The organism is Streptomyces sp. NBC_00503 (assembly GCF_036346895.1).
Taxonomy (GTDB): domain Bacteria; phylum Actinomycetota; class Actinomycetes; order Streptomycetales; family Streptomycetaceae; genus Streptomyces.
Genome location: NZ_CP107855.1, coordinates 7,364,030 through 7,387,985 on the forward strand (window position 1 = coordinate 7,364,030; position 23,956 = coordinate 7,387,985).

The following is a 23,956-nucleotide window of genomic DNA, read 5'->3' on the forward strand; positions in this document are numbered from 1 at the left end:
AAACGTGTCCAACTCCCGCTCGTATGAGGGATTTTCAGGGACCTCGTGCGCACTCGCACCCGATGGCATCATCGGTCCATGACGCAGGGATCAGAGTCCACGCACTCCAGCCGGCCCACCGTCGACACCGTCCTGTCCCGCTTCGAACGCTGGGCGCACGACACCCCCGAGGCCCAAGCAGTGGCCGCCGGCCGGGACGGTCTCACCTACGGCCGGCTCGACGCCCGTGCCGAACAGGTGGCGCACCAGCTCCTGGAGGCCGGACTGGAGGCCGGACCGGGGGCCGGACTGCTGGAGCGCGCCGTCGTGGCCGTGGGCACCGACCGGCCGGTGGAGGTCGTCGTCGCCCTCCTCGGCGTACTCAAGGCCGGGGCGGCCTGCGCCGTGGTCGACGTACAGGACCCCCGCGCCGGACAGCGGCAGCTCGCCGCCGTCAGCCCCTTCGCCCTGCTCGCCCACGCCACCCACCGGGCCCACCTGGACGACGGCCGGGGCCTGCGGGTGGTACCCCTCGGCGCGGAGGCCGCCGAAGCCGCCGGGGTTGCCGGGGCCGCCGTCCCGGCCGCGCGGCCCTCCGGCCCCGCGGCCCGCGCCCCTCGAGGGGACACCGCCGCCGTCCTGTTCACCGCGGGCGCGGACCGACGACCCGTCCCCATCGGCCACGAGCGGCTCCTCGCCGCCCACGACGGCTGGGCCGAAGTGGCCGCACCGGAGCCCGAGGACCGGCACCTGATCACCGCCGGCTGCGACCTCACCGCCTTCGCCGCCGGCTGGACCCGGGCCCTGTGCACCGGCGGCACCCTCGTCCTGCCCGAAGGCCCGCGCTGGACGGCCGAGGCCCTGCGCCGCGCGGTGGAGGCGGAGCGCGTCACCTTCCTGCACACCGACCCGGGCACCGTCACCCAGCTCCTGCTGCGCGACCGACAGGCCGTGGCGTCCCACGCCCTGCACGGCCCGGACGAGGCTCTGCGCTCCCTGCGCCTGGTCACCGTCACCGGAGACCGCCTCTACTTCGACGAGCACGCCGCTCTGCTCGCCCGCCTGCGGCCCGGAGCCCGGCTGCTCAACGTCTACGGGACCACCGAGTCGGCGGGCATCGGTACCTGGTTCGAACTCCCGCAGCCGGCCGGCCCGGTGGACGGCCCCGAGCGGCTCTCGCTGATCGGCGCGCCCTTCCCGGGCTGCCACGTCGATCTCCGCGACGGCGAGCTCCGCCTGACCCCGCCCGGCGGCGGAGACCCGGTCCCGACCGGGGACCTCGCCCAGCTGCGCCCCGACGGGCTGCTGGAGTTCGGCGGCCGGATCCGCGACCGGCTCACCCTGGAGGGCGGCCCCCTGGACCCGCACTCCGTGGAGTCCGAGATCCGGACCCACGGGGGCATCGGAGCCGTCCTCCTCCGCGAGATCCCCGGCGACGGCACGGGCGGCAAGGACAAGAGCAGGGGCAAGGGCCGGGGCAAGAGCAGGGGCAAGGGCCGGGGCAAGGGCGGGGGCAAGGGCGCGCCGCCGGTGCTCGTCGCCTACATCGCCCCTCCGCCCGAGGGCAACGGCCGCCCCCCGCACGGCTTCGGCCTCCCCGACGGCGGGGCGCTGCGCCGGTACCTGGCGGGCAGGGTTCCGGCCGACGGGATCCCGCGCACGGTGGTCCGGCTGGCCAAGATCCCCCGCGACCGGTCCGGCCGCGAGGACCGAGGCGCGCTGCCCCTGCCGGTCCGGCCCGCCGAGCGGGAGCCGCTGGTCAGGGGCTCGGGGAAGTCCTCGGCCGCGAACCCCGCCGGGTTCGTGCCGTCCTGTTCCCTGATCTTCGGAATGTTCTTCCTGACCATGACCACCGTGTTGCTCACGGACGCGTTCTGGCCCGGCTCCACCGACCTCACCGGCGTACCGGACCCGTACGCCTTCCTCTTCTTCGTCCTCTACCTGTTCGAGGCCACCGCCTTCGCCGCCGGGGTGCTGTTCCTCTGCATGGGCCGCTCCCGGATGCGGCGCCAGCGGCGCGGCCCCCTGATCACCAAAGCCGCCCACTTGGCGGTCTGCTACCTGCTGGCCGCCTGGTGGCCGCAGGACAACTTCTACCGGCTCGCCGCCAAACAGGACTGGCAGCTCCAGGCCTCGCTCGTCTACGCCTTCAACGTCCCGCTGATGATCGCCGCCGCGATCGTGGTCCTCTACGTCACCCAGCCGCCGCGCAGCGCCTTCGACTTCGACCCGGACCCCGAGGACTGACCGGAGGCCACGTCGGGACCGGATCCGTCGGGACCGGCCCCGTCGAACATCGCCCCGACGGCCAGGGCCTGCGCCCGCACCAGTGCCTCGGCCGCGTCCAGCGCCCGCGCGTCGGACGCGGCCACCAGCACGCCCATCCACGGCGCCGGTTCGAAGGCGCCGGTCGGGATGGCGGGCACGAACACCGCGCCGAGCTCCGCACACCGTGCGGCCAGCCGCTCGCACAGCTCGTCGAAGGCCGCCTCCGGCAGCCGGGCCCCCAGCTCCACCCGGTCGCAGATCCGTACGAGGTGTCCCGCGCCGCGCAGTTCGTCGAGCCGGGCCGCCACCATGAAGGCGACGGACGGACCGGTCAGGCGCAGGTTGGTCTCGGTCGGGGCGAGCCGGCCCGTGCCGTCGGCGACGAAGTCGATGTCGAACCAGCCCCGGTACCCGGCGGCCGACAGTTCCCGGCCCACCGCCTCCCCGAAGGCCAGCAGCGGCTTCTGGGCCCACTCGGGGACCACACCGGGCCCCACCGTCGCCCCGCGGTACCCGCCGTCCGCCACGTCCATCACCGCCCCGCCGACCTCGTGCACCCGGCCCCGCGGGTCCACGAACCCGTCGTACGTGAGATCGCGCGGCTCCTCCCGGTCCGCCGGGCCGCACACGTACTCCTCCACCAGCAGCGGCCCGCGCGGGATCCCGCGCAGCACCGCCCGCGCCCCGCCCGCGGCCCGGACCCGCTCCGGGGTCACCACGGTGGTGCCCGAACCCCCGACACCGTGCTCAGACTTGAGAACGGTGCTTTCCCCCACCCCGGCCCGCGCGGCCAGCAGCCGCACCGCCGCCCGCCGGGTGTCCGCCCGCCACTGCGCGGGCAGCACGATCCCGGGATGACCGCCCTCCGCCAGGATCCGGCCGAACAGCCCGTGCGCCGCCGACTTCGACTCGTACCGCAGCTCCCGCGGCCGCCAGGGCCGTCCCACCAGCCGGGCGAAGGGGGCGGTCAGGCCCCACGGTACGAGGGTCAGCCCGGCCCCGGTCAGCAGCGCGGCCAGGGCCGGGCGGTCCCGTACGGCGTCCGAGAGCCCGGAATCCCGCTCCGCGAGCCCGTCGTACACCTCCACCCGGGCGCCCGGCTCCTGCGACCAGCCCAACTGGCGGCCGACCAGCGCGATCCAGCCCGGCGGCACCGCGAGCGGCAGGACCAGCGCGGCCGGCCGCGGACCGTAGAAGGCCGCCAGACAGGCGTAGTGGTGGGCGGTCCGCTGCTCCCGGTCCAGGGAGGCGTCGGCGAACTGCACGTTGTACTCGGCGACGTTGCCCACGTGCACGCAGGACCCGCCGCCCGTCCAGTTCCGCGCCCAGTCGGCGAGCGGCGCGGGTGACACCTCGAACCGGACCAGTCCGGCGGGATCCTCCGCATCGACCCGGCGGGCGCCCTGGGCCCGGTAGAACCCGGCCGCGTGCGGATCGGAATCGATCAGCAGCCGACGGAATCCCAGCGCGGCGGCGCGCCGCAGCACGTCCCGGTACAACTGCCGCCCCACCCCCCGCCCGATGGCGGCCGGTTCCACGAAGAGCAGCCCCAGCCGCCCGAGCGGCGGCTCCCCGTCGAGCGAGGCGAGCCCGAGCACGGCCGGGCCTTCGGCGACCACGATGCGCCGCCCCACCACCTCAGCGCCATCGATCCGCAACTCGGGCGCGCACGCCGCCAGGAAATCGGCGTCGTACCCCCAGTGCGCCTTCGACCGCATGACCAGCTCCGTCAGCGCTTCGGCCTCCGTCGCCCGTGCGGGCCTGAGCTTTGCCATTTCCTGACCTCCCCATGGTCCGGTGCCACGGCGTGCGATAGATTCGGCCACCGCGACGACAGGCATGCGGCGTACTTCCTACCCACCCGGAGACGGCTTCCCAATGAGCGACATCATCAACGGACTTGGCCGTACCGCCGCATTCGGCGGTGTCGGCCTGGTGCTGCTCATCCTCGGCATGGTCCTGGTGGACGTGCTGACCCCCGGAAAACTGCCGAAGCAGATCTGGGAAGAGCGCAACAGCAACGCCGCCGTCGTACTCAGCTCGGCGCTGCTCGGCATCGGCGGCATCCTCTTCACCGCGATCTGGACCTCCTACGAGGACTTCGGCAAAGGCCTGCTCTCGACCGCGGCTTTCGGCCTGCTCGGCCTGGTCCTGATGGCGGTGGCCTTCCTGGTCCTCGACCTGGTGACCCCGGGCAAGCTCGGCGCCATCGTGGTCGACCGGGAGCCGCACCCGGCCGTGTGGGTGACGGCCTCCTGCAACATCGCCGTGGCCGCCATCGTCGCCGCATCCATCGCCTGAGAGCCTGAGAGCCTGAGAGCCTGAGGGTCTGAGAGCACCGCTGCGAAAAGAGAGCGCCGCCCCCCGGAGGGAGCGGCGCTCTCGTCGTATGGCGGCGCTCTCGCGGCGCGGCCTACGCCAGGCCCAGTGCGAAGACCGCGAATCCGGCCGCCAGCAGGCCCGCCACCGTCCTGCGTACCGCCGTGGCCCTGGTCCACGGCTGCTCGAACCGGCGCGCGTAGCGGGCGATGCCCACCAGCAGCGCCGCGAACACCGGCATCCACGCCAGCCGCGCCAGGATCCAGCCCGCACTGTCCGGCGCCGTGGTCAGCCCCGCCAGCCCGCCCACGAACGACGCGGGTACGGCTGCCGCCAGCATCGCCGTCTGGTGCCAGCACAGGATCGTCATCGCGCACAGGTTGATGACCACCACCGGCGCCCACAGCAGCGGCCGGGCCAGCAGCCGCGCCAGCCGGTCCCGCAGCAGGATCGCGGCACCCGACTGGGCCGCCGCCAGCGCCAGGACCAGCAGCGACGGCGGATGCGAGTTGGTCCGGGCCGCACCCGGTACGCCGACCATCGAAGCCGGGTAGTGGAAGAGGGTCAGCAGTGCCGCGAACAGCGCGCCCCCGCCCGCCAGCAGCAGCCACGCCCCGCGCCGGCCGATCCGGCCCTCGCCCCAGGACACACCGAGCTGGTAGGCGAACAGCCAGCCCGGCAGGATGTTCACCAGGGCCAGCCAGCCCGGCACCGAGTCCGCGAAGGGCCCGTAGCGCAGGAAGTCGACCACCGCGACGGAGGCCAGCAGCGGGGCCGCGGCCCAGCCGCCGAGCCGGCGGGCCGCCTGTACGCAGTAGGGGGTCAGGGCGGTGACCGCCACGTACACCCCGACGAACCACAGCGGCTGGATCACCAGCGTCGCCCCGGTCCGCAGCGTGGCCTGCGGCACCCCGGCCGCGTACAGCACGGGCGCAGCCAGTGCCCATACCGCGGTGACTCCGAGCACCGGCCGCCCCAGCCGGGCGATCCGGCCCCCCAGCCAGGCCCTCGTGGAGCCGGTGCGCCGCCGGAAGGAGAGCACCGAGGCATAGCCGCCGACGAGGAAGAAGATGCCGAGCATCTGGAGCAGCCAACTGGCCGGGGCCAGGCCGCCGAAGGCGGAGAGCGGGCTGGCGTTGTGCAGGGCGCCGTCGGAGTCGAGGGTGAACCCGCCCAGCAGCCAGTGCCCGGTGGGTACGGCCAGCAGGGCCAGCGCCCGCAGCCCGTCGATGGCCCGGTCCCGGTGGGCGGGGGTCTTCGCGTCGATCCGCCCGGCGGTCCGGCGGAGCCGGGCGAGCGCACGCGTCGTCGTGCCCGTCGTGCCCGTCGTGCCCGTCGTGCTCATCGTGCTCATCGGGTCTCTCCCGTCGCGATCGCGGCGAAGGCCTTCAGGGACTGGGTGCCGGGCGTGAAGTAGCCGGTGTGGCCGGACACGTCGCCCGCCGGGATCCGGCGGGCGCCGAAGGCCGCAGAGGTGGGATCGGCTCCGTGGCCCAGCCCCGCGAACTCCACGTTCGGCACGTTCGCGATCCAGTCGGAAGGCCCGCGCGCCGCCCACACCCGGGCATTGGTGTGCAGGCCCGCGACGGTCCCGGCCCGCATCCCGGGGGAGCCGAGGGCGACGATGTCGGTGGCGTCCGTGTGCCGGGCCGCCAGCCCGCAGACCACCGAGCCGTAGCTGTGGCAGAACAGCACCGGGTCGGGGGCCCCGACCGCGTCGAGTCCCTCCGTGAGGCGGGCCAGCCGGACCGCACCCGCCGCGGCGAGCCGGTCCTCGGCCGCGTCCAGCCCGACCCCGACCGGGGTGGTGTAGCCGGTCCAGGCGATGACGGCGGTCGCGTCCCCGGCGGCGGCCCGCAGGGCGCGGGCCATCCCCGCCGGTCCCGTGTACGGGGTGCGCCTGCGGTCGTGGCCGGCGGCGTCGTTGTCCGAGCCGGGCACGATCACCGAGACGTGCGCGGCCCGCCCGAGGTCCCCGAACACCTCGGCGACCTGGCCCCGCCCGCGCGGGTCGAAGGCCAGGATCTGACGGCCGGGCTCCGCGAGGGAGGCGAAGCGGGCCTCGCCCGTGGCGAGGACGGCCAGCCGGTTGGCCTCGTACCTGAGGGGGAGCGGAGCCCCGTCCAGGTTCCCCACCACCAGCGGGTGGGACCGTACGAGGCCTCGCGCCCGGGCCTCGTCCAGCCCGGCGAAGAAGCGCGCGACCTCGCGCGGCGTGGCCCGGGCCGGATCGGGCAGCGGGCGCCCGGACACCGAGTCGGCCCGCCAGGCGGCCGTGCCCGGCGGCGGCCCGGTGACCGCGGCCTGCGCATCCGCGGAGGCCCAGCCCGCGGTCCCCGCGACCACGGCCGCCGCCAGTGCGGCCGTGACCACTGTCCTTGCGAAGCGGCGCATGCCCCTTCTCCTCTCCTCGTGACGAGGAGGAAGGTAGGAAGGAGGTACCCGCGCGGGCGTCGGACCGTGGAGCCAAGTCGGATGTCATACCCCGGTAGGGGGTGGAGGAGACGGGTCGGGGAAAGCCTCAGCCGCCGTCGCCCGGCCGGACCAGCCCGGCCTCGTAGGCGAAGATCACGGCCTGGGCCCGGTCCCGGAGGTCCAGCTTGCCCAGCACCCGCCCGATGTGGGTCTTGACCGTCTGCTCGGCGAGCACCAGGTGGCCGGCGATCTCCTGGTTCGACAGCCCGCGCGCGATGAGTTCCAGTACCTCCGTCTCGCGCGGGGTCAGCCCGTTCAGCCGCAGCGCCGGGTTCCTGCGCGGCGCGGGCCGCCGGTCGACGAAGTCCGCGATCAGCCGCCGGGTCACCGAAGGGGCCAGCAGGGCCTCGCCCGAGGCGACCACCCGGACCGCCGCGATCAGATCGGCCGGCGGGGCGTCCTTGAGCAGGAACCCGGAGGCTCCGGCGCGCAGGGCCTCGTACACGTAGTCGTCGATGTCGAAGGTGGTCAGCATCAGCACCTTGGGCCGGTGCACCACCCCCGGCGGGGGATCGAGGAGCTCGCGGGCGGCGCTGAGCCCGTCCATCTCCGGCATCCGCACGTCCATCAGGACCACGTCGGGGTGGACGGTGCGGGAGACCTGGACGCCCTGGCGTCCGTCCGGGGCCTCGCCCACCACGTCGATGTCGGGCTGCGCGGACAACAGCGCGGCGAACCCCGCCCGCACCATGGCCTGGTCGTCGACGATGATCACGCGGATGGTCAACTTGCGTCCTCGTCGGTCGTGTCCACTGCGGTGAGGGGCAGGCGGGCGGCGACCCGGAACCCGCCGTCGGGCAGCGGGCCGGTGTCCAGCGTCCCGCCCGTCAACCGTACGCGCTCGCGCATCCCCACCAGACCGTGCCCGGTGCCGGAGGCCTCGAGCGCCACCACGGCGTCCCGCGCGGGGCCGTTGACCACGAGCACGAGCACCTCCTCGGCGTCGAAGGTCACCGACACCCGGGTCGGCGCCCCCGGCGCGTGCCGCACCACGTTGGCCAGGGCCTCCTGCACGATCCGGTACGCGGACAGGTCCACGGCCGGCGGGGCTGTGTCGGCGGCGCCCGCCGCCAGCGCCAACTCCACGGGCTGCCCGGCCCGTACGGTAGCCTCCACCAGCTGCTGGAGCCTGCCGATCCCCGGCTGCGGGGCCAGGTCGCCGCCGTTCGCCTCGTCCCCGCGCAGCACCGTGAGCAGCCGGCGCATCTCTCCGAGGGATTCCCGCGCGCTCGCCGCGATCGCGGCGAACTCCTCCTGTACCGGCCGGTCCATGCCCGGCAGCCGGTACGGCGCCGAGTCCGCCTGCACGGTGATCACCGACATGTGGTGGGCCACCACATCGTGCAACTCCCGTGCGATCCGGGCCCGCTCCTCCAGGAGCGTGCGCCGGGCCCGCTCGGCCTCGCTGATGCTCTCCTGTTCGGCGATCTTGTACCGCGCGTCCCCGAGCCCGCGCAGCGCGCCCGTCAGTGCGAGCACCACCCCGCTCAGCACGAACAGCAGGGCCGCGGTGTTGATCACCCCGTCGGGCTGGGAGAAGCCCAGCACCACCCCGGTCACCCCGGTCACCAGCCACACCCCGACCAGGGTCCGGATCGACTCGCGCAGCCCCAGGCAGGCCATCAGCAGCAGATAGCCGACGATCACCATCGGGGTCCACGGCCAGGCGTGCCGGGCGACCTGGTCGGCCTGGGTCAGGACCACGGCCCCCACGGTGTCCGCGAGCAGCACCATGCCCCAGGCGGGCAGCGGCCGGGTCGCGGCGAGGAGCAGCGGCACGGTCTGGGCCACGCCCAGCGCACCGGCCCAGCCCCCGCCCGCCCGGTAGTCGTTGGTCAGCACCACGATCGTGACGGGCAGCAGCGAGAGCACGCACACGGCGGTCACGGCGTAGGGCAGCATCCGCTGCCAGGTCTTGGGGGCCTGGGCGAACAGCGGCTCGGCGGCCCTCGCGGGCGTCCGCAGCGCCACTGCGAGCTGGGACGGCGCGCGCGGCGCCCGCGCGGCGGAAGCGGGGGGACGGGTCTTCGACCGGGGCGTCCTGCTCGGCGTCTTGCTCATGATCGGACCACCCTACGGGGCGGCCCGCCGACCGAACGACCGGTACGGGTAGGGTGCGAGGCGGTCGATCAAGGGGGAGCGGTTCACATGGGCGGGGCAGCCGCGCTGGAAAAGCTGATGCCGGTGGTACTGGCCTTCGGCGCCGGGGTGCTGCTGGCACGCCGCAAGGTGGTTCCCGCCGAGTCCTCCAAGGTCTTCGCCGACTACGCCTTCCTCTTCGCCGTCCCCTGCTACCTCTTCGGCAACATCTACGGTGCGGACCTCTCCGCCCTCTTCGCCTGGCGGGCCATCGGCGGCTACGCGGCCGCCGCCGCCCTCGCCGTCGTCCTGGTCGCCGCCGCCTCGGCCCTGGCCGGGATCCGGGAGCCCCGCGACGTGGCGCTGCGGGTGATGGCCGGGGTCCAGGTGAACACCGCCTACTTCGCGGTCCCCGTCTTCATCACCTTCTTCGGGACGGCGGCGCCGATCTTCCCGGTCCTGCTCTTCCAGGTCTGCGTCCTGTCCCTGGTCGTCATCTCCATCATGGAACTGGGCCGTTCGGGTCCGGGCGCGGGCAGCACCGCGCAGAAGCTCACCCGCGCCGTCGGCGCCTCGCTGGTCACCCCGGTGGTGCTCTCCTGCAACGCCGGGATCCTGCTGAACCTGCTGTCCGTGCACGTCCCCACGGTGGTCCTGGACGGGGCCGCGTTCGTCGGCGACAGCGCCTCCCCGGTGGCCCTCTTCGCCCTCGGGCTCCACCTCGGCGGGATGGGCCTCGACATCCGGGGCACCACCCGCGAGGAACTGGCGCTCATCGGCTTCAAATGCCTGGCCTTCCCGCTGCTGGCCTGGGCGGTGTGCGGGGTGCTGTTCGGGGTCCGGGGCCCGTGGCTCACGTACCTCGTGCTGATCGCCGCGATGCCGACCCCGCAGAACCTGTTCATCTTCGCCCAGCGCTACGAGGTGGGCGTGGACCTCTCCGCCTCCGTCGTGATCAAGAGCTCGGTGGTGTCCCTCCTGCTGCTGCCGCTCTGGCTGCAGACCGTGGCCGGGTGAAGGCCCTCGTTCCCCCGGCGGGCTCCGCTCGTTGACCCGGTATGGAGCTGCCGACCATCGCGGCGCCCGGCGTCGGGGAACAGGCCGACGCCGTGGCGGACGCCGCCTGCCATCTGTACGACACCCTCGCGCCCTGGAGGCACGCCGCGCCCGGCGGATGGAGCCGGACGGCGGCCGAGGACGCCGCCGAGGCGATCGAGACGGCCGCGCACGCCCTCGCGTACGCCCACCCGCGCGCCGAGGTCATCCTGGCCCCGGTCCACACCGCCCTCGCGGACCTGCGCCGTCAGCTCGGCCTCGCGCCCCCCGACCCGCTGACCGCCGACGGGCTGCCGGCGACCCCGCGGACCGTGGGGAACCCGCGCCGCACCCGCTGGGTGCGGGTGCTCACGCCACCCGCGCCCCGGCAAGAGCCGTCTCGTACAACTTCCTGATCTCGGGGCCGAAGTAGGAGCTGTAGGAGGTGTCGGGAGTGTCCCCGCCCGTCTTCCAGCCGCCGATCACGCCGACCACGCTGCCCGTCTCGGTCCGCTCGTCGTACGCCGTCAGGAACGGGCCCCCGCTGGTCCCGCCGGGGTAGCCGGTGCAGTCGATCCGCAGGAAGTCCCCGGGGATCCCCGGATCGGTGCTGGTGAACTTCGTGGTCCGGTTCACGCACAGCCGCGGCCGGGCGGCGGACGCCGGGTAGCCGATCAGCGAGACCTTCCCGTGCGTGAACCCGGCGCCGGTGACCAGACGGTTGCCGCCCACCACGTCCTCCACGGGGAAACCGTCGGCGTCCGGGCCGACCTGCGCGAAGGCCACGTCGAGGGCGGCGCCCTGATCGGCGCCGAGCTCCCGGTAGCGCGGATCGATCCACACCTTGGACCGGCCGCCCGCATCGCGCAGGATCGGGAACATCCCATAGGGCTGCGGGTTGTCGGCCGTGTACTGCGGTACGAAGGCCACCTGGCGGGCATCCGTCCCGAGCAGGCAGTGGGCCGCGCTGAGCACCAGGTCGCGGCCGGGCGAGGCGACCACGCTCGCCGTGCAGAAGTAGGCGCCGCCGCCCTTCATGACGAACATCCGGCCGACGACCGGGATGCCGTCGAAGTCCTGGCCGGTGCCGTCGCCCGCCGCCGGGGCGCCGCCGCGGCTGATCGGCACGGCGGAGGCCATCCGGGAGGGGGTCCAGAAGTTCTCGGCCTCCTGGGCGGACCACCGGCCGGAGGGCGGCGGGGCGTTCCCGGCCTCGGCCACGGGCAGCGGCCCGCCCGGCAGCAGCAGGGCGGCCGTCGTTGCCGCCACCGTCAACGTACGTCGCATGTCCGTCTCCTTCGTGGGGATAAGGGTTAGATGGCCTGGGGGAAGCGGAACAGCCGGTCCGGGTCGTACCGGCGCCGGACCTCTTCGAGGCGGGCCAGGTTCGGCCCGTAGTAGGCCTCGCGCCAGCCGGTCAGCTTCGGATCGGCGTAGTTCTGGTACGCGGCTCCGCTCGCCCAGGGGCGCAGGTCGCGCCAGAGCCCGTCGAGCCAGGCATGGTGCCGGGCGATGTCGGCGGCCGGCGCCGGGCCGGGCCAGTAGACGAGGTACTGGGCGAGGAACCCGGCGGAGCGGTGCGCGAAGGCGGTGGCCCCCACCGGGAGCCGGTTGAGTGCGCCGCCGCAGACCCCGTCGAACTGCACCACCCCGAGCCCGCCGCCCGGCACGCTCGCCCCGTAGCGCCCGACGGCGGCCAGCACCGCGTCGGCGGCCGGCCCGGTCAGTCCGCCCGGGGCCCAGAAATCGGAGCGGGCGGCATACGAGTCGCGGCCCAGCCGGCCCTGCGGGTCGTGACCGGGCAGGGTACCGGGGAGCCGGCATTGGGCGGGGCTCCGATCGAGGCATCCGGACACGGCCAAGGTCGTGTCCCCGTAGCTGCGCACGACCCTCCAGTCGGCCTCGGGTTCACGTCCCACCAGGCCGCAGAGACGGTTCAGCTGCCGGTCCAGCTCGCCGCGGCCGCCGTCCAGGCAGAGCACGCGCAGGGCTGGGGCGCCGACCGGGCCGCCGTCGACGGTGAACTCCACCTGGCTCCAGAACGGGTCCGGGAGTGCCTCGAGCCAGCGCTGCCAGCCGCGCAGGACGGCGGCCGATTGGGCGGGGGACCAGTGCAGCTCGGCGAAGGCGCAGTCGGCGACCGGGTGGGGGCGGAAGCGGAAGCCGGTGACCACCCCGAAGTTGCCGCCCCCGGCGCCGCGCAGGGCCCAGAACAGGTCGGGGTCGCGGTCCGCGTCGACCTGGCGGACGGTCCCCTCGGGGGTCACCACGGTCGCGCCGGTGAGCTGGTCGCAGGTGGCTCCGTAGGACCGGGAGGCCAGGCCCAGCCCGCCGCCGAGGGTGAGTCCGGCGATGCCGACGGAGGGGCACAGCCCGGTCGGGACGGCCAGGCCCCGTCCGGCGAGGGCGGCGTTCACCTCCCCGAGCCGGGCGCCCGCACCGATCCGCACCTCGGACCGGGAGGCCACGGACACCTCCGCCATGGCGCCGAGGTCGATGACCAGCCCGGCTTCCACGGTGGACCAGCCGGCGTAGCCGTGCCCGCCGCCGCGCGGGACGACCGGGACGGCCGAGCTCCGGGCGAAGTCCAGACAGGCGGCCACGTCGCCGGAGTGCGCGGGATAGGCCACCGCGCCCGGCCGGACCGTGTCGTAGCGGGGCTGGAAGAGCCGCCGGGCCTCGGAGTAGTCCCCGTCGGCCGCCGTGACCACCCGGCCGTCCAGGGCGCGGGACAGTGCCCCGAAATCCGGTCCCGCGCGGCGGTTCGTCGCGCCGAGGGAGGCGAGTATGCCGGCGGCGGCGCCCGCGAGGACCCGGCGGCGGTGGAGGCTCATCCCTCCTTCCTGCCACCGCCGCGCCCGTTCGGGGCGAAGGCGGGCCCGCCGGGGCCGAGTTGCCGCCCGAACGGCCCATTCCGGGGAGGCCCGGGAGGCCCGGGAGGCCCGGGAGGTCCGTGGGGGCCGAGAAGTCCGGTGGGCGCCGGAAGCTCCGGCGGCGTCAGGCGGGTTTGCGGGCCATCAGGAACCCCTGCGGGGACCTCTCCTGGGCGTCCGCTTCCCGGACCAGCCGGGCCACCTCGACGAGACCGGCCTCCGCCAGCAGCGCGGCGATGTGTTCGGGCCGGTTCTCGTACACGTCGAGCGCGACCCGGTGTCCGTACGCGTGTTCCAGCCTCCGCTGTGCCCCGCCCGCCTTGAAGGCGATCAGCGCGTACCCGCCCGGGGCCAGGACCCGCGCGAACTCGGCGAACAGCGGAGCCAGTTCCGAGGGTGGGGTGTGGACCGTGGAGTACCAGGCCAGGACCCCGCCCAGGACCCCGTCCGCTATGTCCAGCGCGGCCATCGAGCCGACCTCGAACCGCAGCCCCGGATACGTCCGGCGGGCCACCGCCACCATCGCGGGGGACAGGTCGACGCCGAAGGCCCGTACGCCGAGACCGTCGAGGTGCGCCGTCACCCGGCCCGGCCCGCAGCCGAGGTCCGCGACCGCCCGGCCGCCGTGCGGATCGTCGCCGCGCACGTACTCCGCGAAGGCGGCCAGCATCGCCCGGTCCAGCGGCTTGCCCGCCAGCTCGGTGCTCAGCAGCCGGGCGTAGTCGGCGGCCACGGTGTCGTAGGACGCCCGTACGGTGTTCAGGTGCGAAGTCGATGCCATGCCCCCGCACACTAGCCGCGCCCTGCTCCGAACTCAGCCCCCGGTCAGCGGATTGTCCAGGTCGGCCCACTGGTCGCCCGGGGTGCCGGGGCTCAGCCGCATCAGGGTCAGGGCCTTGGTCGGCAGCGGCCCGGTCAGCAGCGCCCGGGTGTCGGCCGTGGGTGCGAGGCCGGGGGCCGCCGCCGCGAGATCCGCCCCGAGGGCCTCGGCCGAACCGGCCGTGGAGCCGAGCGCCCCGGCCACCAGGGAGCCGAAGAGCTTGCGGCGCAGGACGGCCTCGTCGTCGGTGATCAGGCGGCCGGACAGGGCGGGCACCGGCAGGCCGTGGCGGGCGAGCCGGGCCGGGCTGATCCGGATGTCGGCGAGGTCGCGGTAGACCAGCCGCAGCGGGGTACCGTCCGCGGCGAGGACCACCAGGAGGTTCTGGCCGTGGGCCTCCAGCGCCACCCCCAGGTCCAGGACCCGCAGGCACACGGAGAGCGCCAGGCGGGCGAAACCGGCCCGCCAGGACGCGGAACGCGCGTACGGGGTCAGCGCCAGCGCGGCGACGGGCAGCACGCGCTCGCCCGCGCCTGCGTCCCCGTACGCCTCGGGCGGCTCGCGGAGCACGGCGGCCAGGTCGGGGGAGTGCGCGGTGGCGGCGCCCAGGGTGCGGGTGATGTGGAGGCGGCCGTCGAGGCGTTCGGACAGGCTCTGCGCGAAGGCGGAGAGGACGGCGGCCGTCTCCACGGAGTAGACGGAGATATCGCGCACCGAGGAGGTGAGCCGGGCGCTGAGCGCGGTCTTCACGTGCGGCCCGCCGTCGGCGGGGGCCAGGGTGCGCAGGGCCATCAGCGGGTGCGCGGCCGGCCCCGGCCGGATCCCCGACGGGTCCGTCCCCTGCTTGAGGACGTGCTCGGCCTGCCAGGGGTGGACCGGTACGAGGATCCGCCCGGCCTCCCGCCACGGCGCCGGCCAGTCACCGGCGATCAGGCACTCCCCGGCCGGTACGGACACCAGCCCGAGCGTGACCACCGGCCGGTGCTCGGGTGCGTACGCCAGCTGCTCAGCCACCGTGAAGCCGGGCCGGGAGCGGCAGTTGGGGTGGTAGGGGTGCCCGTCGACCACCCGCTGCTCCCACTCCCAGGCGGCCGAGGGCCCGTCCCCGTCCCCGGGAGGCTGCCCGGCCCGGGACAGGGCGAGGGAGGCGGTGCTGCCGTCGAGTTCGGCGGCGAAACCCTCCCCGTGGGACAGCCCGAGGGCCGCCACCAGCCGGGCGGCCTGCCGGTAGGGGCGGCCGTCGAGCAGCAGCTCGGTGACGTAGGGCGCGGTGGCGTACGGATCCGGCATCGGGCCCTCCAGCCGGGCACCCGAGGCGAGCCGCAGCGAGAGCCCGCCGGAGCCCCGCTCGCGGCGCTCCACCCACGGCAGCGGTTCACAGGCGAGCCCCCGCCACAGCCGGGTCAGCACGGCGGCGCGCGCTCCGGGGAGCGCGGCGGCGTAGGCGGGCCCGAGGGGGGCCGATCCGGCCCGGTCGGCCAGTTCTGCGGCTACGGCCTCTTCGGCCGGGGTGGCGGGGAGGTACATGCTGGAGGCCAGGGCCTTGTCCTCTCACGGGTGAACGGCGAACGAGTGAGGTGATGATCAGTTCATCATCGCGGATACTGAAGATCACGGCCGGTGGGACGTCCCGCGAACCTCCGGCGCACCGGATGGACCGAATGGAATCAGTGGACCTCAACGCCGCCGACGCGTACGCTGCCGCCCCGCTGCTGAACTGCCTGCTCAGGGAGGCGGCCGAGTCCGCCGGAGACGGCTCGTACCGGTTGCTCGGCAGCGGCAGACTGCTGAGGGTGCGCGCCGGGCGGCGGCCCGCCGACCCCGAACTGCGCACGGCGGGCGGCTGGCACCCGCTCAACCACACCGAACTGGTCAAACTCGTCTCCGACGAACTGCGCCAGTACACCGGGGTCTCCAACGACGAGCTGCCGGTGGAGATCGCCGACAGTCGCGAGACCGTGGCCGCGCTGCTGGCCGCCCGAGCCTCGGCCGAGCCGTCCGCGGACCCGTACGTCCGCTCCGAACAGGCCCTGGTCATGGGGCATCCGCACCATCCCGCGCCCAAGGCCCGGGGCGGCGCCCCGGCCGCGAGCTGGCTCCCGTACGCCCCCGAGGCGCACGCCCGGTTCCCGCTGGTCTTCCTCGGACTGCGCGAGGACCAGGTGGTGGAGGAGGGCGGGCCGCGGGCGGCCGCCGCGATCGACTCGCTGGCGGCGGCATGCGACGGGCCGCGCCCGCCCGCCGGTTACCGGCTGCTGCCCGCCCACCCCTGGCAGCTCGACCTGGTCGCCTCCCGCCCGGCGGTGCGCGAGGCCTTCGCGGACGGACGGCTGCTGCGGCTGGGGACCGGCCCGGTGCCGGTCTGGCCGACCGCCTCGATCCGGACCCTGTACGTGCCCGGCGGCGACGGCCCGGACGCCGGTCGGCCGGATGCGGGCAACGGCCGGCAGGACACCGGCCCGGGGGCCGCGGAGGCCGAAGCCCCGGACGGCGACCTCTTCGTGAAGTTCAGCCTCGACGTCCGCATCACCAACGACGTGCGCCGGCTGTGGCGGCACGACCTCCTCAAGCTCCGCCGCACGGACGCGGCGGTCAAGGCGGGATTCGCGGAGCTGCGCGCGACCGGATCGAATGCGGCCTGGCTCCCCGACCGGGGCTACCGCACGGCCGCGTTCGCCTTCGAGGAGCTCGCGGTGCTGGTCCGCGACGGCCTGCGGGCGCACGTCGAGCCAGGCCTCACGCCCCTGCTGGCCGCGGCGCTGGCGGAGGGCTACCCGGACAGCCCGCTCGCGGCCACGGCCGACCCGGCCGGATGGTGGCGGGCGTACCTGCGCAGGGTGGTGCCGCCCGTGCTGCACCTGTTCGCCCGGCACGGCATCGTCCTGGAGGCCCACCTCCAGAACACCCTGGTCGCCGTCGACGCCGAGGGGATGCCGGCCCAGGCCCTCTTCCGGGACGCGGAGGGCGTGAAGCTGCTGCCGGACCCGGAGCGCGCCGCCGCCTGGCAGCGGCTCGTCTACTGCCTGGTGGTCAACCACCTCACCGAGATCGCCGGGGCCCTCGCCGAATGCCATCCGCAGGTGGCCGGGACCCTGTGGCCCGCGGCCCGCGAGGAGTTCCAGCGCTTCGATTCGGCCCACGGCCTGCCCGAGATCGGCGCCCTGCTGGCCGCTCCCAGCCTCCCGGCCAAGACTAACCTGCTGCTGCGCTGGACCCGGGCCGACGGCGCGGACGCCCGCTACCTGCCGCTTCCCAACCCGCTGCACGGCTGAGGGGGAGCGGGGCTGGGGTGGGCGGGCGGTGGGGTTCCGGCCAATCGGGGAGCGGTTGCCGGGGACCCCTCACTTAAAGGTATAGACCAATGCTAGGTTGATCGGGCAGACCGCGCAGTCCTTGACCACCCGTCAGAGGAGAAGCCATGCCCTCCCCTTCGCGGGGCGGCGGCCCGGCCGCCATGCCCAAGTACCAGCGGATCGCCGCAGCGCTGCGGCGCGAGATCGACCGCACCGCCCACACCCCCGGAGCCAAGCTGCCCTCCGAGCGCAGCCTGGCGATCCGGTACGAGGTCAACCGGCAGACCATCCGGGCCGCCCTCCAGCACCTGCGCGAGGACGGCCTCGTCGTCACCGGCCGCCGCGGCACCCGTCCGGCCCTTCCCGCGCCGCCACCCGGGCCCCCGGCGGCCCCCGCGCCCGCACCCCCACCGGAGTCCGTGGCGACCGCCTCCGCCGCCGCGTCCCCCCAGGTGCACACCCAGAACTGGCTCACCCTCGTCACCCTCGCGCCCGCCCTCGCCGAACAGCTCGGCATGCGCGGCGGGGAGCGGACCCTGGTCCACCACCACCGTGAAACCGGCCCGGCGGGCCAGACACGGCGGCACGCGGTGACGTACCTCTGCCCGCGCGCCGTCGCAGGAGCCCCCGAACTGACCCGCTACCGCGACCGTGCGGCGGCCGGCGTCCGGGACGAGGACCTGGGGCCCCTGCACCTCTGGATGGAGCGCGCCGCGCGGACCGGCCGGGTCGCCGAGACCATCACCATGACCCGCACCACCTTCCCCCACCCGGCCACCCCGGCCGGCGGCCTCTCCGTGCGCCGCACCCTGTACGAGCCCTCCGGCCGGCTCCTCGCCGTCACCGACCTCTCCTTCCCCACCTGGGACCGGCTGACCTTCGACCGCAACCACCCCGCCGCCGGACTGCGGGTGACGTAGGTCGTCTCCCTCCGGATCCCGCCCGGCCCCTCACGGGCCGGTGTGGACGTCACCCGTGGTGGTGGAGGTGATGACCGCCCGGCGGCCCAGGTCGCCGGGCGGGATCCCCGGGTGGTGGGCGCCCGGGCGGCCGGTGCCCGGGGGTACGCCCAGGGCCAGGCGCGAGACGATCCGGTAGCGGTCGCCCCGGTAGACGGAGTGCACGTACTCCACGGGGCGGCCGGTGGAGTCGGTGGTGAGCCGCTCGATGAGCAGGGCGGGGGAGAGCAGCGGGACATCGAGCAGGCCCGCCTCCGCCTCGTTGACCACGGTCGGTTCGATGGACTGCTGCGCCTCGTGCACGTAGACGCCGTGGTGGTTGCGCAGGTGCTCGTAGAGGTCCCCGGCCTCCAGCTCCGCCGGGGTCAGGGCGGGCACCAGATCGGCCGGGATGTGCAGGTGCTCGATCGCCATCGGGGCGCCGTCGACCAGTCGCAGCCGGGCGATGTACAGCAGCTGCGCGCCCGGCGAGATCCGCAGCCGGCGGCCGATGCGGGCACCCGCCTGGACGGTGGAGTGCTCCAGGATCCGGCCGGACCAGTGGCCGGCGGCCTGGCGCATCGCGAACGAGGCCTCGTCCGCGGCCAGTTCCTGGGTGATCTTGGCCGGGGCGACGAACATTCCGCGCCCGTGCTCCCGTACCAGGAGGCCCGTGGCCACGAGCTCGTCGACCGCGGCGCGCAGGGTGGGTCGGGAGACCTCCAGGGTGGCGCACAGGGTGCGCTCCGAGGGGATCGCGTCGCCCGGTCGGCGGATGTCGATGAGGCCCAGCAGGTGCTCGCGGACGCGCTCCCGCTTGAGTACCGAGCCCGACGAGTCGGTCGCGTCCTTCTTCATGGCCGGACCTCCTTTCCTGCTGGTCACCTGTCCAACTGGTCATGTGCATCTAACCATTCGAGCGGTGGCGGAGGCGAGGCATTCGTCGAAAGTTCCGTGAGCGGACAGGGTTGACGGAGTCCGCGGGGTCATGCCACCTTCAAGCAACTCGGCTAACCAATTGGTTAGTTGGTCAACCCGCTTGCTCTGGTGGTGAGTTGTGTCCCGACCAGGTGAGGAACCCCGACACCGTGCTGCCCGTAGCCGCCACCCGCCACTGCGAACTCGGCCTCGTCCCGCGCCCCGACTCGGTCACCGTCCAGCCCGGCCGCTTCGCCCTGGACCACCGCACCGGACTGCGGGCCGGACCGGGCGCGCAGACGGCGGCCGCCCTCCTGCGCGAACTGCTGACCCCCGCCACCGGGTTGCCCCTGCCACCGGACTCCGCCGGGCCGATCACCTTCCTCCTGGCCCCCGGGGAGGAGGCCCTCGGCGCCGAGGGATACGCCCTCACCGTCCGACCCGAGGCCGTCCTGCTGGTCGCCGCCCGCCCCGACGGGCTGCTCCGCGGGGTCCAGACCCTGCGCCAGCTGCTGCCGCCCGAGGCCCTGGCCGCGGTCGCCGGGGGCGCGCAGCCCCGTACGCCCGCCGCGGGCTGGTCGGTGCCCTGCGTACGGATCACCGACCGGCCGCGGTTCGCCTGGCGCGGAGCCATGCTGGACGTGGCCCGGCACTTCCAGCCCGTGGCGTACCTGCGCCGCTTCGTGGACCTGCTCGCCCTGCACAAGCTCAACGTCCTGCACCTGCACCTCACCGACGACCAGGGGTGGCGGATGCCGATCGCGGCCTACCCCCGGCTCACCGGGATCGGCGGCCGCCGGACCGAGAGTGCCGGGGACGGCATCCCGCACCAGGGCGCCTACACCCGTGCGGAGCTGACCGGACTCCTGGCCTACGCGGCCCGGCGCGGGGTGAGCGTGGTCCCCGAGATCGAGATGCCCGGCCACGCCCGCGCCGCACTCGCCGCCTACCCCCGGCTCGGCAACCGGCCCGGCGTCCGGCTGGAGCCGTGGACCCGCTGGGGCGTCTGCGAGAACGTCCTCGGGGTCCACGACGAGGTGCTCGACTTCTGCCGCGGGGTACTGGACGAGGTCGCGGACGTGTTCCCCGGCCCCTACGTCCACGTCGGCGGCGACGAATGCCCCCGCACGGAATGGGAACGCTCCCCGGCCGCCCGCGCCCGGATCGCCGCCGAGGCCCTGTCCGGACCGGCCGCGCTCCACGGCTGGTTCCTCGGCGAGATCGCCGCACACCTCGCCCGGCTCGGCCGCCGCCCGCTCGGTTGGACCGACACCGGGGACGAACTCCCGCCCGCCTTCACGGCCCTGGCCTGGCGGGACGCGGAACACGGGCGGGCCGCCGCGCTGCGCGGCCACGACGTGATCATGGCACCGTACCGCTCCACCTACCTCGACTACCCGCAGTCCGCCGACCCCGGCGAGCCGCGCGGCCAGGACGGGGTGCTCGACCTGCGCGGGGCCTACGAGAACGAGCCCGCCCCCGCGCACTGGGAACCCGAGGCCGCGCGCCGGGTCCTCGGCACCCAGGCCCAGCTGTGGACCGAGTACGCCCGGACCCCCGCGGAACTCGAGTACCTCGCCTTCCCGAGGCTGTGCGCCCTGGCCGACACGGCCTGGTCGGCGCACCGCGACTGGCCCGACTTCCGCCATCGGCTGGACCGCCACCTGACCCGGCTCGGCGCCCTCGGCGTGCGCGGCCGATCCCCCCAATCCCCGACGCCGCACCCCCAATCCCCTCCGTCGACCCCGCAATCCCCTCTGCTCACTCCGTGATCCCCCCACCCCGAGAGGAACGCAGCATGCGCACCCAACGAACCGGCAAGCGCCGTACCGTCGCGGCCCTGGCGATCGCCCTGACCGCCGGGCTCGGCTCGGCCGCCCTGACGGCCCTGCCCGCGACCGCCGCGGCCGACTCCGTCAAGGTCCAGTACCGCACCAGCGCGACCGGAGCCACCGCCGACCAGGCGGAGCCCTGGTTCAAGGTGGTCAACAACGGCTCCGCCGCCGTCTCCCTCGACCAGGTCAGGATCCGCTACTACTTCAAGGCCGACGGGCCGGACACCCAGTACCGGTACGCCTGTTCCTGGGCGGTCAAGGGCTGCGCCAACATCACCGGAACCTTCGGCACCCTGGCCACCCCGACGGCCACCGCGGACCGCTACCTGGAGATCACCTTCACCGGCGGCGCCGGAACCCTCGCCCCGGGCGCCGACACCGGCGACATGCAGCTGCGCTTCTACCGCGCCGACTGGCAGACGCTGCGGCAGTCCGACGACTACTCCTTCGACGGGACGCGGACCGCGTACGGGGACTGGGGCAAGGTCACCGCCCGCCTGGGCGCGTCCACCGTCTGGGGCACCGCGCCCGGAGGCAACACCCCGGACCCGACCCCGACCCCCACGCCGAACCCGACGGATCCGACGCCCACCCCGACCCCTACCGACCCGGGACCGGCCGGAGCCACGCTCTTCGACGACTTCGACTACGCCTCGTCCGCCGATCCGGCGATAGCGGCCCACGGCTGGAGCGTGCGCTCCAACTCCGGCGGCCCCGGCGTCCCGAACGCCACCTGGTCCCCGGAGAACGTCACCTTCGCGACCGAGGGCGGCAACTCCATCATGAACATGGAGACCTCCACCGCCGGCTCGGGCGAGAGCACCAAGCAGACCGAAGTCCTCACCAAGGCAACGAAGTTCAAGAACGGCACCTACGCGGCCCGGGTGAAGTTCTCGGACGCCCCGAAGTACGGCCCGGACGGGGACCACCTCGTGCAGACCTTCTTCACCATCAACGACCTCAAGGCCCCGATGGCCGACGACTACGCCGAGTACGACTTCGAGTACCTCCCCAACGGCGGCTGGGGCGAGCCCTCGAACATCCTCTACACCACCTCCTGGGAGACCTACCGCCCCGACCCGTGGGAGGCGGTCAACCAGCACACGGAGTCCCGTACCAGCTACGCGGGCTGGCACGATCTGGTGCTCACCATCGACAACAACGCCATCACCTACTACATCGACGGCAAGGTCTTCGGCACGCACGACGCCAAGTACCTGCCCGAGCGGCCCATGTCGATCAACTTCAACCAGTGGCTGATCGACCTGAACGGCCAGCCCGGTTCGACGGCCCGCGCCTACGACCAGAAGGTGGACTACGTCCTGCACGTCAAGGACCAGGTCCTCACCCCGGCCCAGGTCGCCGCCAAGGTGGCCGCCTACCGCACGGCCGGCACGGCCTTCGAGGACGGGGTCCCCAACGGCTGAACCGGCCGGAAGCGGGGGCGCGCCGCGCGGCGCGCCCCCGTGGCACCGTCACAAGCCCCGGAGGTCAGGTGCCTCAGAACCGCAGCGCCCACCCGTCGAGACGGCCGGTGTCGCCGGCGAAGGCGTCGTACACCCGCAGTTTCCACACCCCGTTGGCCGTCTCCGGGGAGGCGTCCACCGTGTACAGGGCGACGAGATCGCTCTCGCCCCAGTCCGTGTACTCGTCCTTGACCGGGTACACCGTCCCGTCGGGCGCGACCAGGTCCACCCGCAGGGTCCCCGAGTTCGGGTGCACGGTGTACAGCTCCACCCCCAGCTGGGCCGGCGCCCGGCTCGGGACACCGGTGACCGTGATCGGGGATTCGATGGTCTCCAGATCCCCGACCGGGTAGTCCGTAGTGCTCGCGAAGCGTTTGCCGGGCACCCGGTTCGGCGCGCTGCCCACGTACAGGGAGCGGTCGGGGGAGCCCGTTCCGGCGCCCAGCACCGCCCCGGTGGAGGCCGAGGAGGTGAGCGCACCCGCCACCTGCGCCGGGGTGGCGGTGCGGTGGTCCGCCAGGTACAGCGCGGCCGCGCCCGCCACGTGCGGGGTCGCCATCGAGGTGCCGGACATGACCGTGCTCCAGTCGTCACCCCAGTAGACCGCCGAGGTGATGGAGTCGCCGGGGGCGAACAGGTCCACCAGCGGGCCGAAGTTGGAGTACGAGGACCGCGCGTCGTGGTCGTTGACCGCGCCGACCGTGATCGCCTGCGCGACCCGGGCGGGGGAGTGCTGGGAGGCGTCGAGGTTCTGGTTCCCCGCCGCCACCGCGTAGGTGATGCCCGAGGCGATGGAACCCCGGACGGCCGCGTCGAGCACGTCGTCGGGGTCGCCGCCCAGGCTCATGTTCGCGACGGCCGGCTTCACCGCGTTGCGGGTCACCCAGTCGATCCCGGCGACCACCTGCTCCGTGGTGCCCTCGCCGTTCCAGTCGAGCACCCGCACGGCCACCACCTTCGCCTGCTTGGCCACCCCGAAGGTGGCGCCGACGAGGGTCCCGGCGACGTGCGTGCCGTGCCCGTGCGTGTCATCGGCCTCGGTGTCGTCGTCGATGGCGTCGTAGCCGTACGAGGCGCGCCCGCCGAAGTCCTGGTGGGTGATGTTGATCCCGGTGTCGATGACGTACGCGGTCACGCCCCGGCCGGCAGAGTCCGGATAGGTGTAGCCCCCGTCCAGCGGCAGCTGCCGCTGGTCGATGCGGTCCACACCCCAGGAGGGCGGGCTCGGTTGGGTGGCGTCGAGCCTCAACTTCCGGTTCTGCACGACCTCGACGACGGCCGGGTCGGCGGCGAGCCGCCGGGCCTGGCGCGGTGACATCCGGGCGGAGAAGCCGTTGAGCGCGGAGTCGTAGGTCCGCCCGATCGTGCCGCCGAACCCTTCGACGACCGACCGGCCGCGTGCCGTACGGGCACTCGCGCGGGCCGGGTCGAGGACCACGAGGTAGCTGCCGGGGACGGCGCCCCGGGCATCGGCGTAGCGGACCACGCCCTCGGCCGGAGCGGCCGCCGCGGCGGCGGAAGCGACGCCCGGGGCGATGAGCACGAGCGCGCCGGCGAGGGCGAGCACGAAGCTCCGTAGGCTGCGGGATTTCCGTAAGTGCGGTCTGGAGGTCATCCGCCCACCGTCGTGGGTGCCGGACCGGGTCCACAAGGGCGCA

Annotated in this window: 19 protein-coding genes; 8 read left to right on the plus strand and 11 right to left on the minus strand. The window is 74.4% G+C overall.

The features are described from left to right. Positions 1 to 78: 78 nt before the first annotated feature. Entirely contained in the window at positions 79 to 2,226 is a 2,148-nt protein-coding gene (locus OG490_RS33570; RefSeq protein ID WP_330300038.1) for an AMP-binding protein, read from the plus strand. Here OG490_RS33570 and OG490_RS33575 read toward each other — a convergent pair. Then, positions 2,169 to 4,022 carry a GNAT family N-acetyltransferase gene (locus tag OG490_RS33575; RefSeq protein ID WP_330300039.1) on the minus strand — a complete coding sequence of 618 codons (1,854 nt, stop codon included), beginning with the start codon at positions 4,020 to 4,022 and terminating at the stop codon, positions 2,169 to 2,171. The genes OG490_RS33570 and OG490_RS33575 overlap by 58 nt on opposite strands. 103 nt (positions 4,023 to 4,125) lie before the next feature. Here OG490_RS33575 and OG490_RS33580 point away from each other — a divergent pair, with 103 nt between their 5' ends. Next, positions 4,126 to 4,548 (plus strand): DUF350 domain-containing protein, encoded by a 423-nt coding sequence (locus tag OG490_RS33580; protein ID WP_330300040.1) that lies wholly within the window; start codon positions 4,126 to 4,128, stop codon positions 4,546 to 4,548. Between the two features lie 112 nt (positions 4,549 to 4,660). Here OG490_RS33580 and OG490_RS33585 read toward each other — a convergent pair whose 3' ends face one another. The 4 genes from OG490_RS33585 to OG490_RS33600 form a co-directional block, all read right to left on the minus strand. Continuing rightward, positions 4,661 to 5,911, minus strand: a complete 1,251-nt coding sequence (locus tag OG490_RS33585) for an acyltransferase family protein (RefSeq protein WP_330301163.1) — start codon at positions 5,909 to 5,911, stop codon at positions 4,661 to 4,663. A gap of 5 nt (positions 5,912 to 5,916) precedes the next feature. Next, entirely contained in the window at positions 5,917 to 6,960 is a 1,044-nt protein-coding gene (locus OG490_RS33590) for an alpha/beta hydrolase (protein WP_330300041.1), read from the minus strand. A gap of 127 nt (positions 6,961 to 7,087) precedes the next feature. Continuing rightward, entirely contained in the window at positions 7,088 to 7,768 is a 681-nt protein-coding gene (locus OG490_RS33595) for a response regulator transcription factor (RefSeq protein ID WP_330300042.1), read from the minus strand. Further along, positions 7,765 to 9,102, minus strand: coding sequence for a sensor histidine kinase (locus OG490_RS33600; protein WP_330300043.1), 1,338 nt, complete (start codon positions 9,100 to 9,102; stop codon positions 7,765 to 7,767). The genes OG490_RS33595 and OG490_RS33600 overlap by 4 nt, the downstream gene beginning before the upstream one ends. An 87-nt stretch (positions 9,103 to 9,189) precedes the next feature. On the opposite strand from OG490_RS33600, the gene OG490_RS33605 reads away from it, so the two are divergent. Together OG490_RS33605 and OG490_RS33610 are read left to right on the plus strand one after the other, a co-directional pair. Continuing rightward, positions 9,190 to 10,137, plus strand: coding sequence for an AEC family transporter (locus tag OG490_RS33605; RefSeq protein WP_330300044.1), 948 nt, complete (start codon positions 9,190 to 9,192; stop codon positions 10,135 to 10,137). A gap of 41 nt (positions 10,138 to 10,178) precedes the next feature. Next, on the plus strand, positions 10,179 to 10,571 hold the full coding sequence (locus tag OG490_RS33610; RefSeq protein WP_330300045.1) for a hypothetical protein: 393 nt from the start codon (positions 10,179 to 10,181) through the stop codon (positions 10,569 to 10,571). Here OG490_RS33610 and OG490_RS33615 read toward each other — a convergent pair. The 4 genes from OG490_RS33615 to OG490_RS33630 all read right to left on the minus strand — a co-directional run bounded on the left by OG490_RS33615 (position 10,525) and on the right by OG490_RS33630 (position 15,375). After that, positions 10,525 to 11,442 carry a trypsin-like peptidase domain-containing protein gene (locus OG490_RS33615; protein ID WP_330300046.1) on the minus strand — a complete coding sequence of 306 codons (918 nt, stop codon included), beginning with the start codon at positions 11,440 to 11,442 and terminating at the stop codon, positions 10,525 to 10,527. The genes OG490_RS33610 and OG490_RS33615 overlap by 47 nt on opposite strands. 26 nt (positions 11,443 to 11,468) lie before the next feature. Further along, complete coding sequence (locus OG490_RS33620) at positions 11,469 to 12,989, minus strand: FAD-binding oxidoreductase (RefSeq protein ID WP_330300047.1); 1,521 nt, start codon at positions 12,987 to 12,989, stop codon at positions 11,469 to 11,471. A 163-nt stretch (positions 12,990 to 13,152) separates the two neighbouring features. Beyond that, on the minus strand, positions 13,153 to 13,809 hold the full coding sequence (locus OG490_RS33625; protein ID WP_330300048.1) for a class I SAM-dependent DNA methyltransferase: 657 nt from the start codon (positions 13,807 to 13,809) through the stop codon (positions 13,153 to 13,155). 33 nt (positions 13,810 to 13,842) lie between these two features. Beyond that, positions 13,843 to 15,375 (minus strand): IucA/IucC family siderophore biosynthesis protein, encoded by a 1,533-nt coding sequence (locus OG490_RS33630; protein ID WP_330300049.1) that lies wholly within the window; start codon positions 15,373 to 15,375, stop codon positions 13,843 to 13,845. 125 nt (positions 15,376 to 15,500) lie between these two features. On the opposite strand from OG490_RS33630, the gene OG490_RS33635 reads away from it, so the two are divergent. Continuing rightward, entirely contained in the window at positions 15,501 to 17,120 is a 1,620-nt protein-coding gene (locus OG490_RS33635) for an IucA/IucC family protein (RefSeq protein WP_443065905.1), read from the plus strand. 146 nt (positions 17,121 to 17,266) lie between these two features. Then, on the plus strand, positions 17,267 to 18,061 hold the full coding sequence (locus tag OG490_RS33640) for a winged helix-turn-helix domain-containing protein (protein WP_330300051.1): 795 nt from the start codon (positions 17,267 to 17,269) through the stop codon (positions 18,059 to 18,061). Between the two features lie 30 nt (positions 18,062 to 18,091). Here OG490_RS33640 and OG490_RS33645 read toward each other — a convergent pair whose 3' ends face one another. Continuing rightward, positions 18,092 to 18,937, minus strand: coding sequence for a GntR family transcriptional regulator (locus OG490_RS33645; RefSeq protein WP_330300052.1), 846 nt, complete (start codon positions 18,935 to 18,937; stop codon positions 18,092 to 18,094). Between the two features lie 212 nt (positions 18,938 to 19,149). On the opposite strand from OG490_RS33645, the gene OG490_RS33650 reads away from it, so the two are divergent. Then, the gene (locus OG490_RS33650; RefSeq protein ID WP_330300053.1) at positions 19,150 to 20,769 is read left to right on the plus strand and encodes a beta-N-acetylhexosaminidase; all 1,620 of its coding nucleotides are present in this window, start codon (positions 19,150 to 19,152) and stop codon (positions 20,767 to 20,769) included. Positions 20,770 to 20,795: 26 nt separating this feature from the next. Next, positions 20,796 to 22,259, plus strand: a complete 1,464-nt coding sequence (locus tag OG490_RS33655) for a cellulose binding domain-containing protein (RefSeq protein ID WP_330300054.1) — start codon at positions 20,796 to 20,798, stop codon at positions 22,257 to 22,259. 73 nt (positions 22,260 to 22,332) lie between these two features. Here the strand turns inward: OG490_RS33655 and OG490_RS33660 are convergent, their stop codons facing one another. Next, positions 22,333 to 23,913, minus strand: coding sequence for a S8 family peptidase (locus OG490_RS33660; protein ID WP_330300055.1), 1,581 nt, complete (start codon positions 23,911 to 23,913; stop codon positions 22,333 to 22,335). Between the last annotated feature and the right edge of the window lie 43 nt (positions 23,914 to 23,956).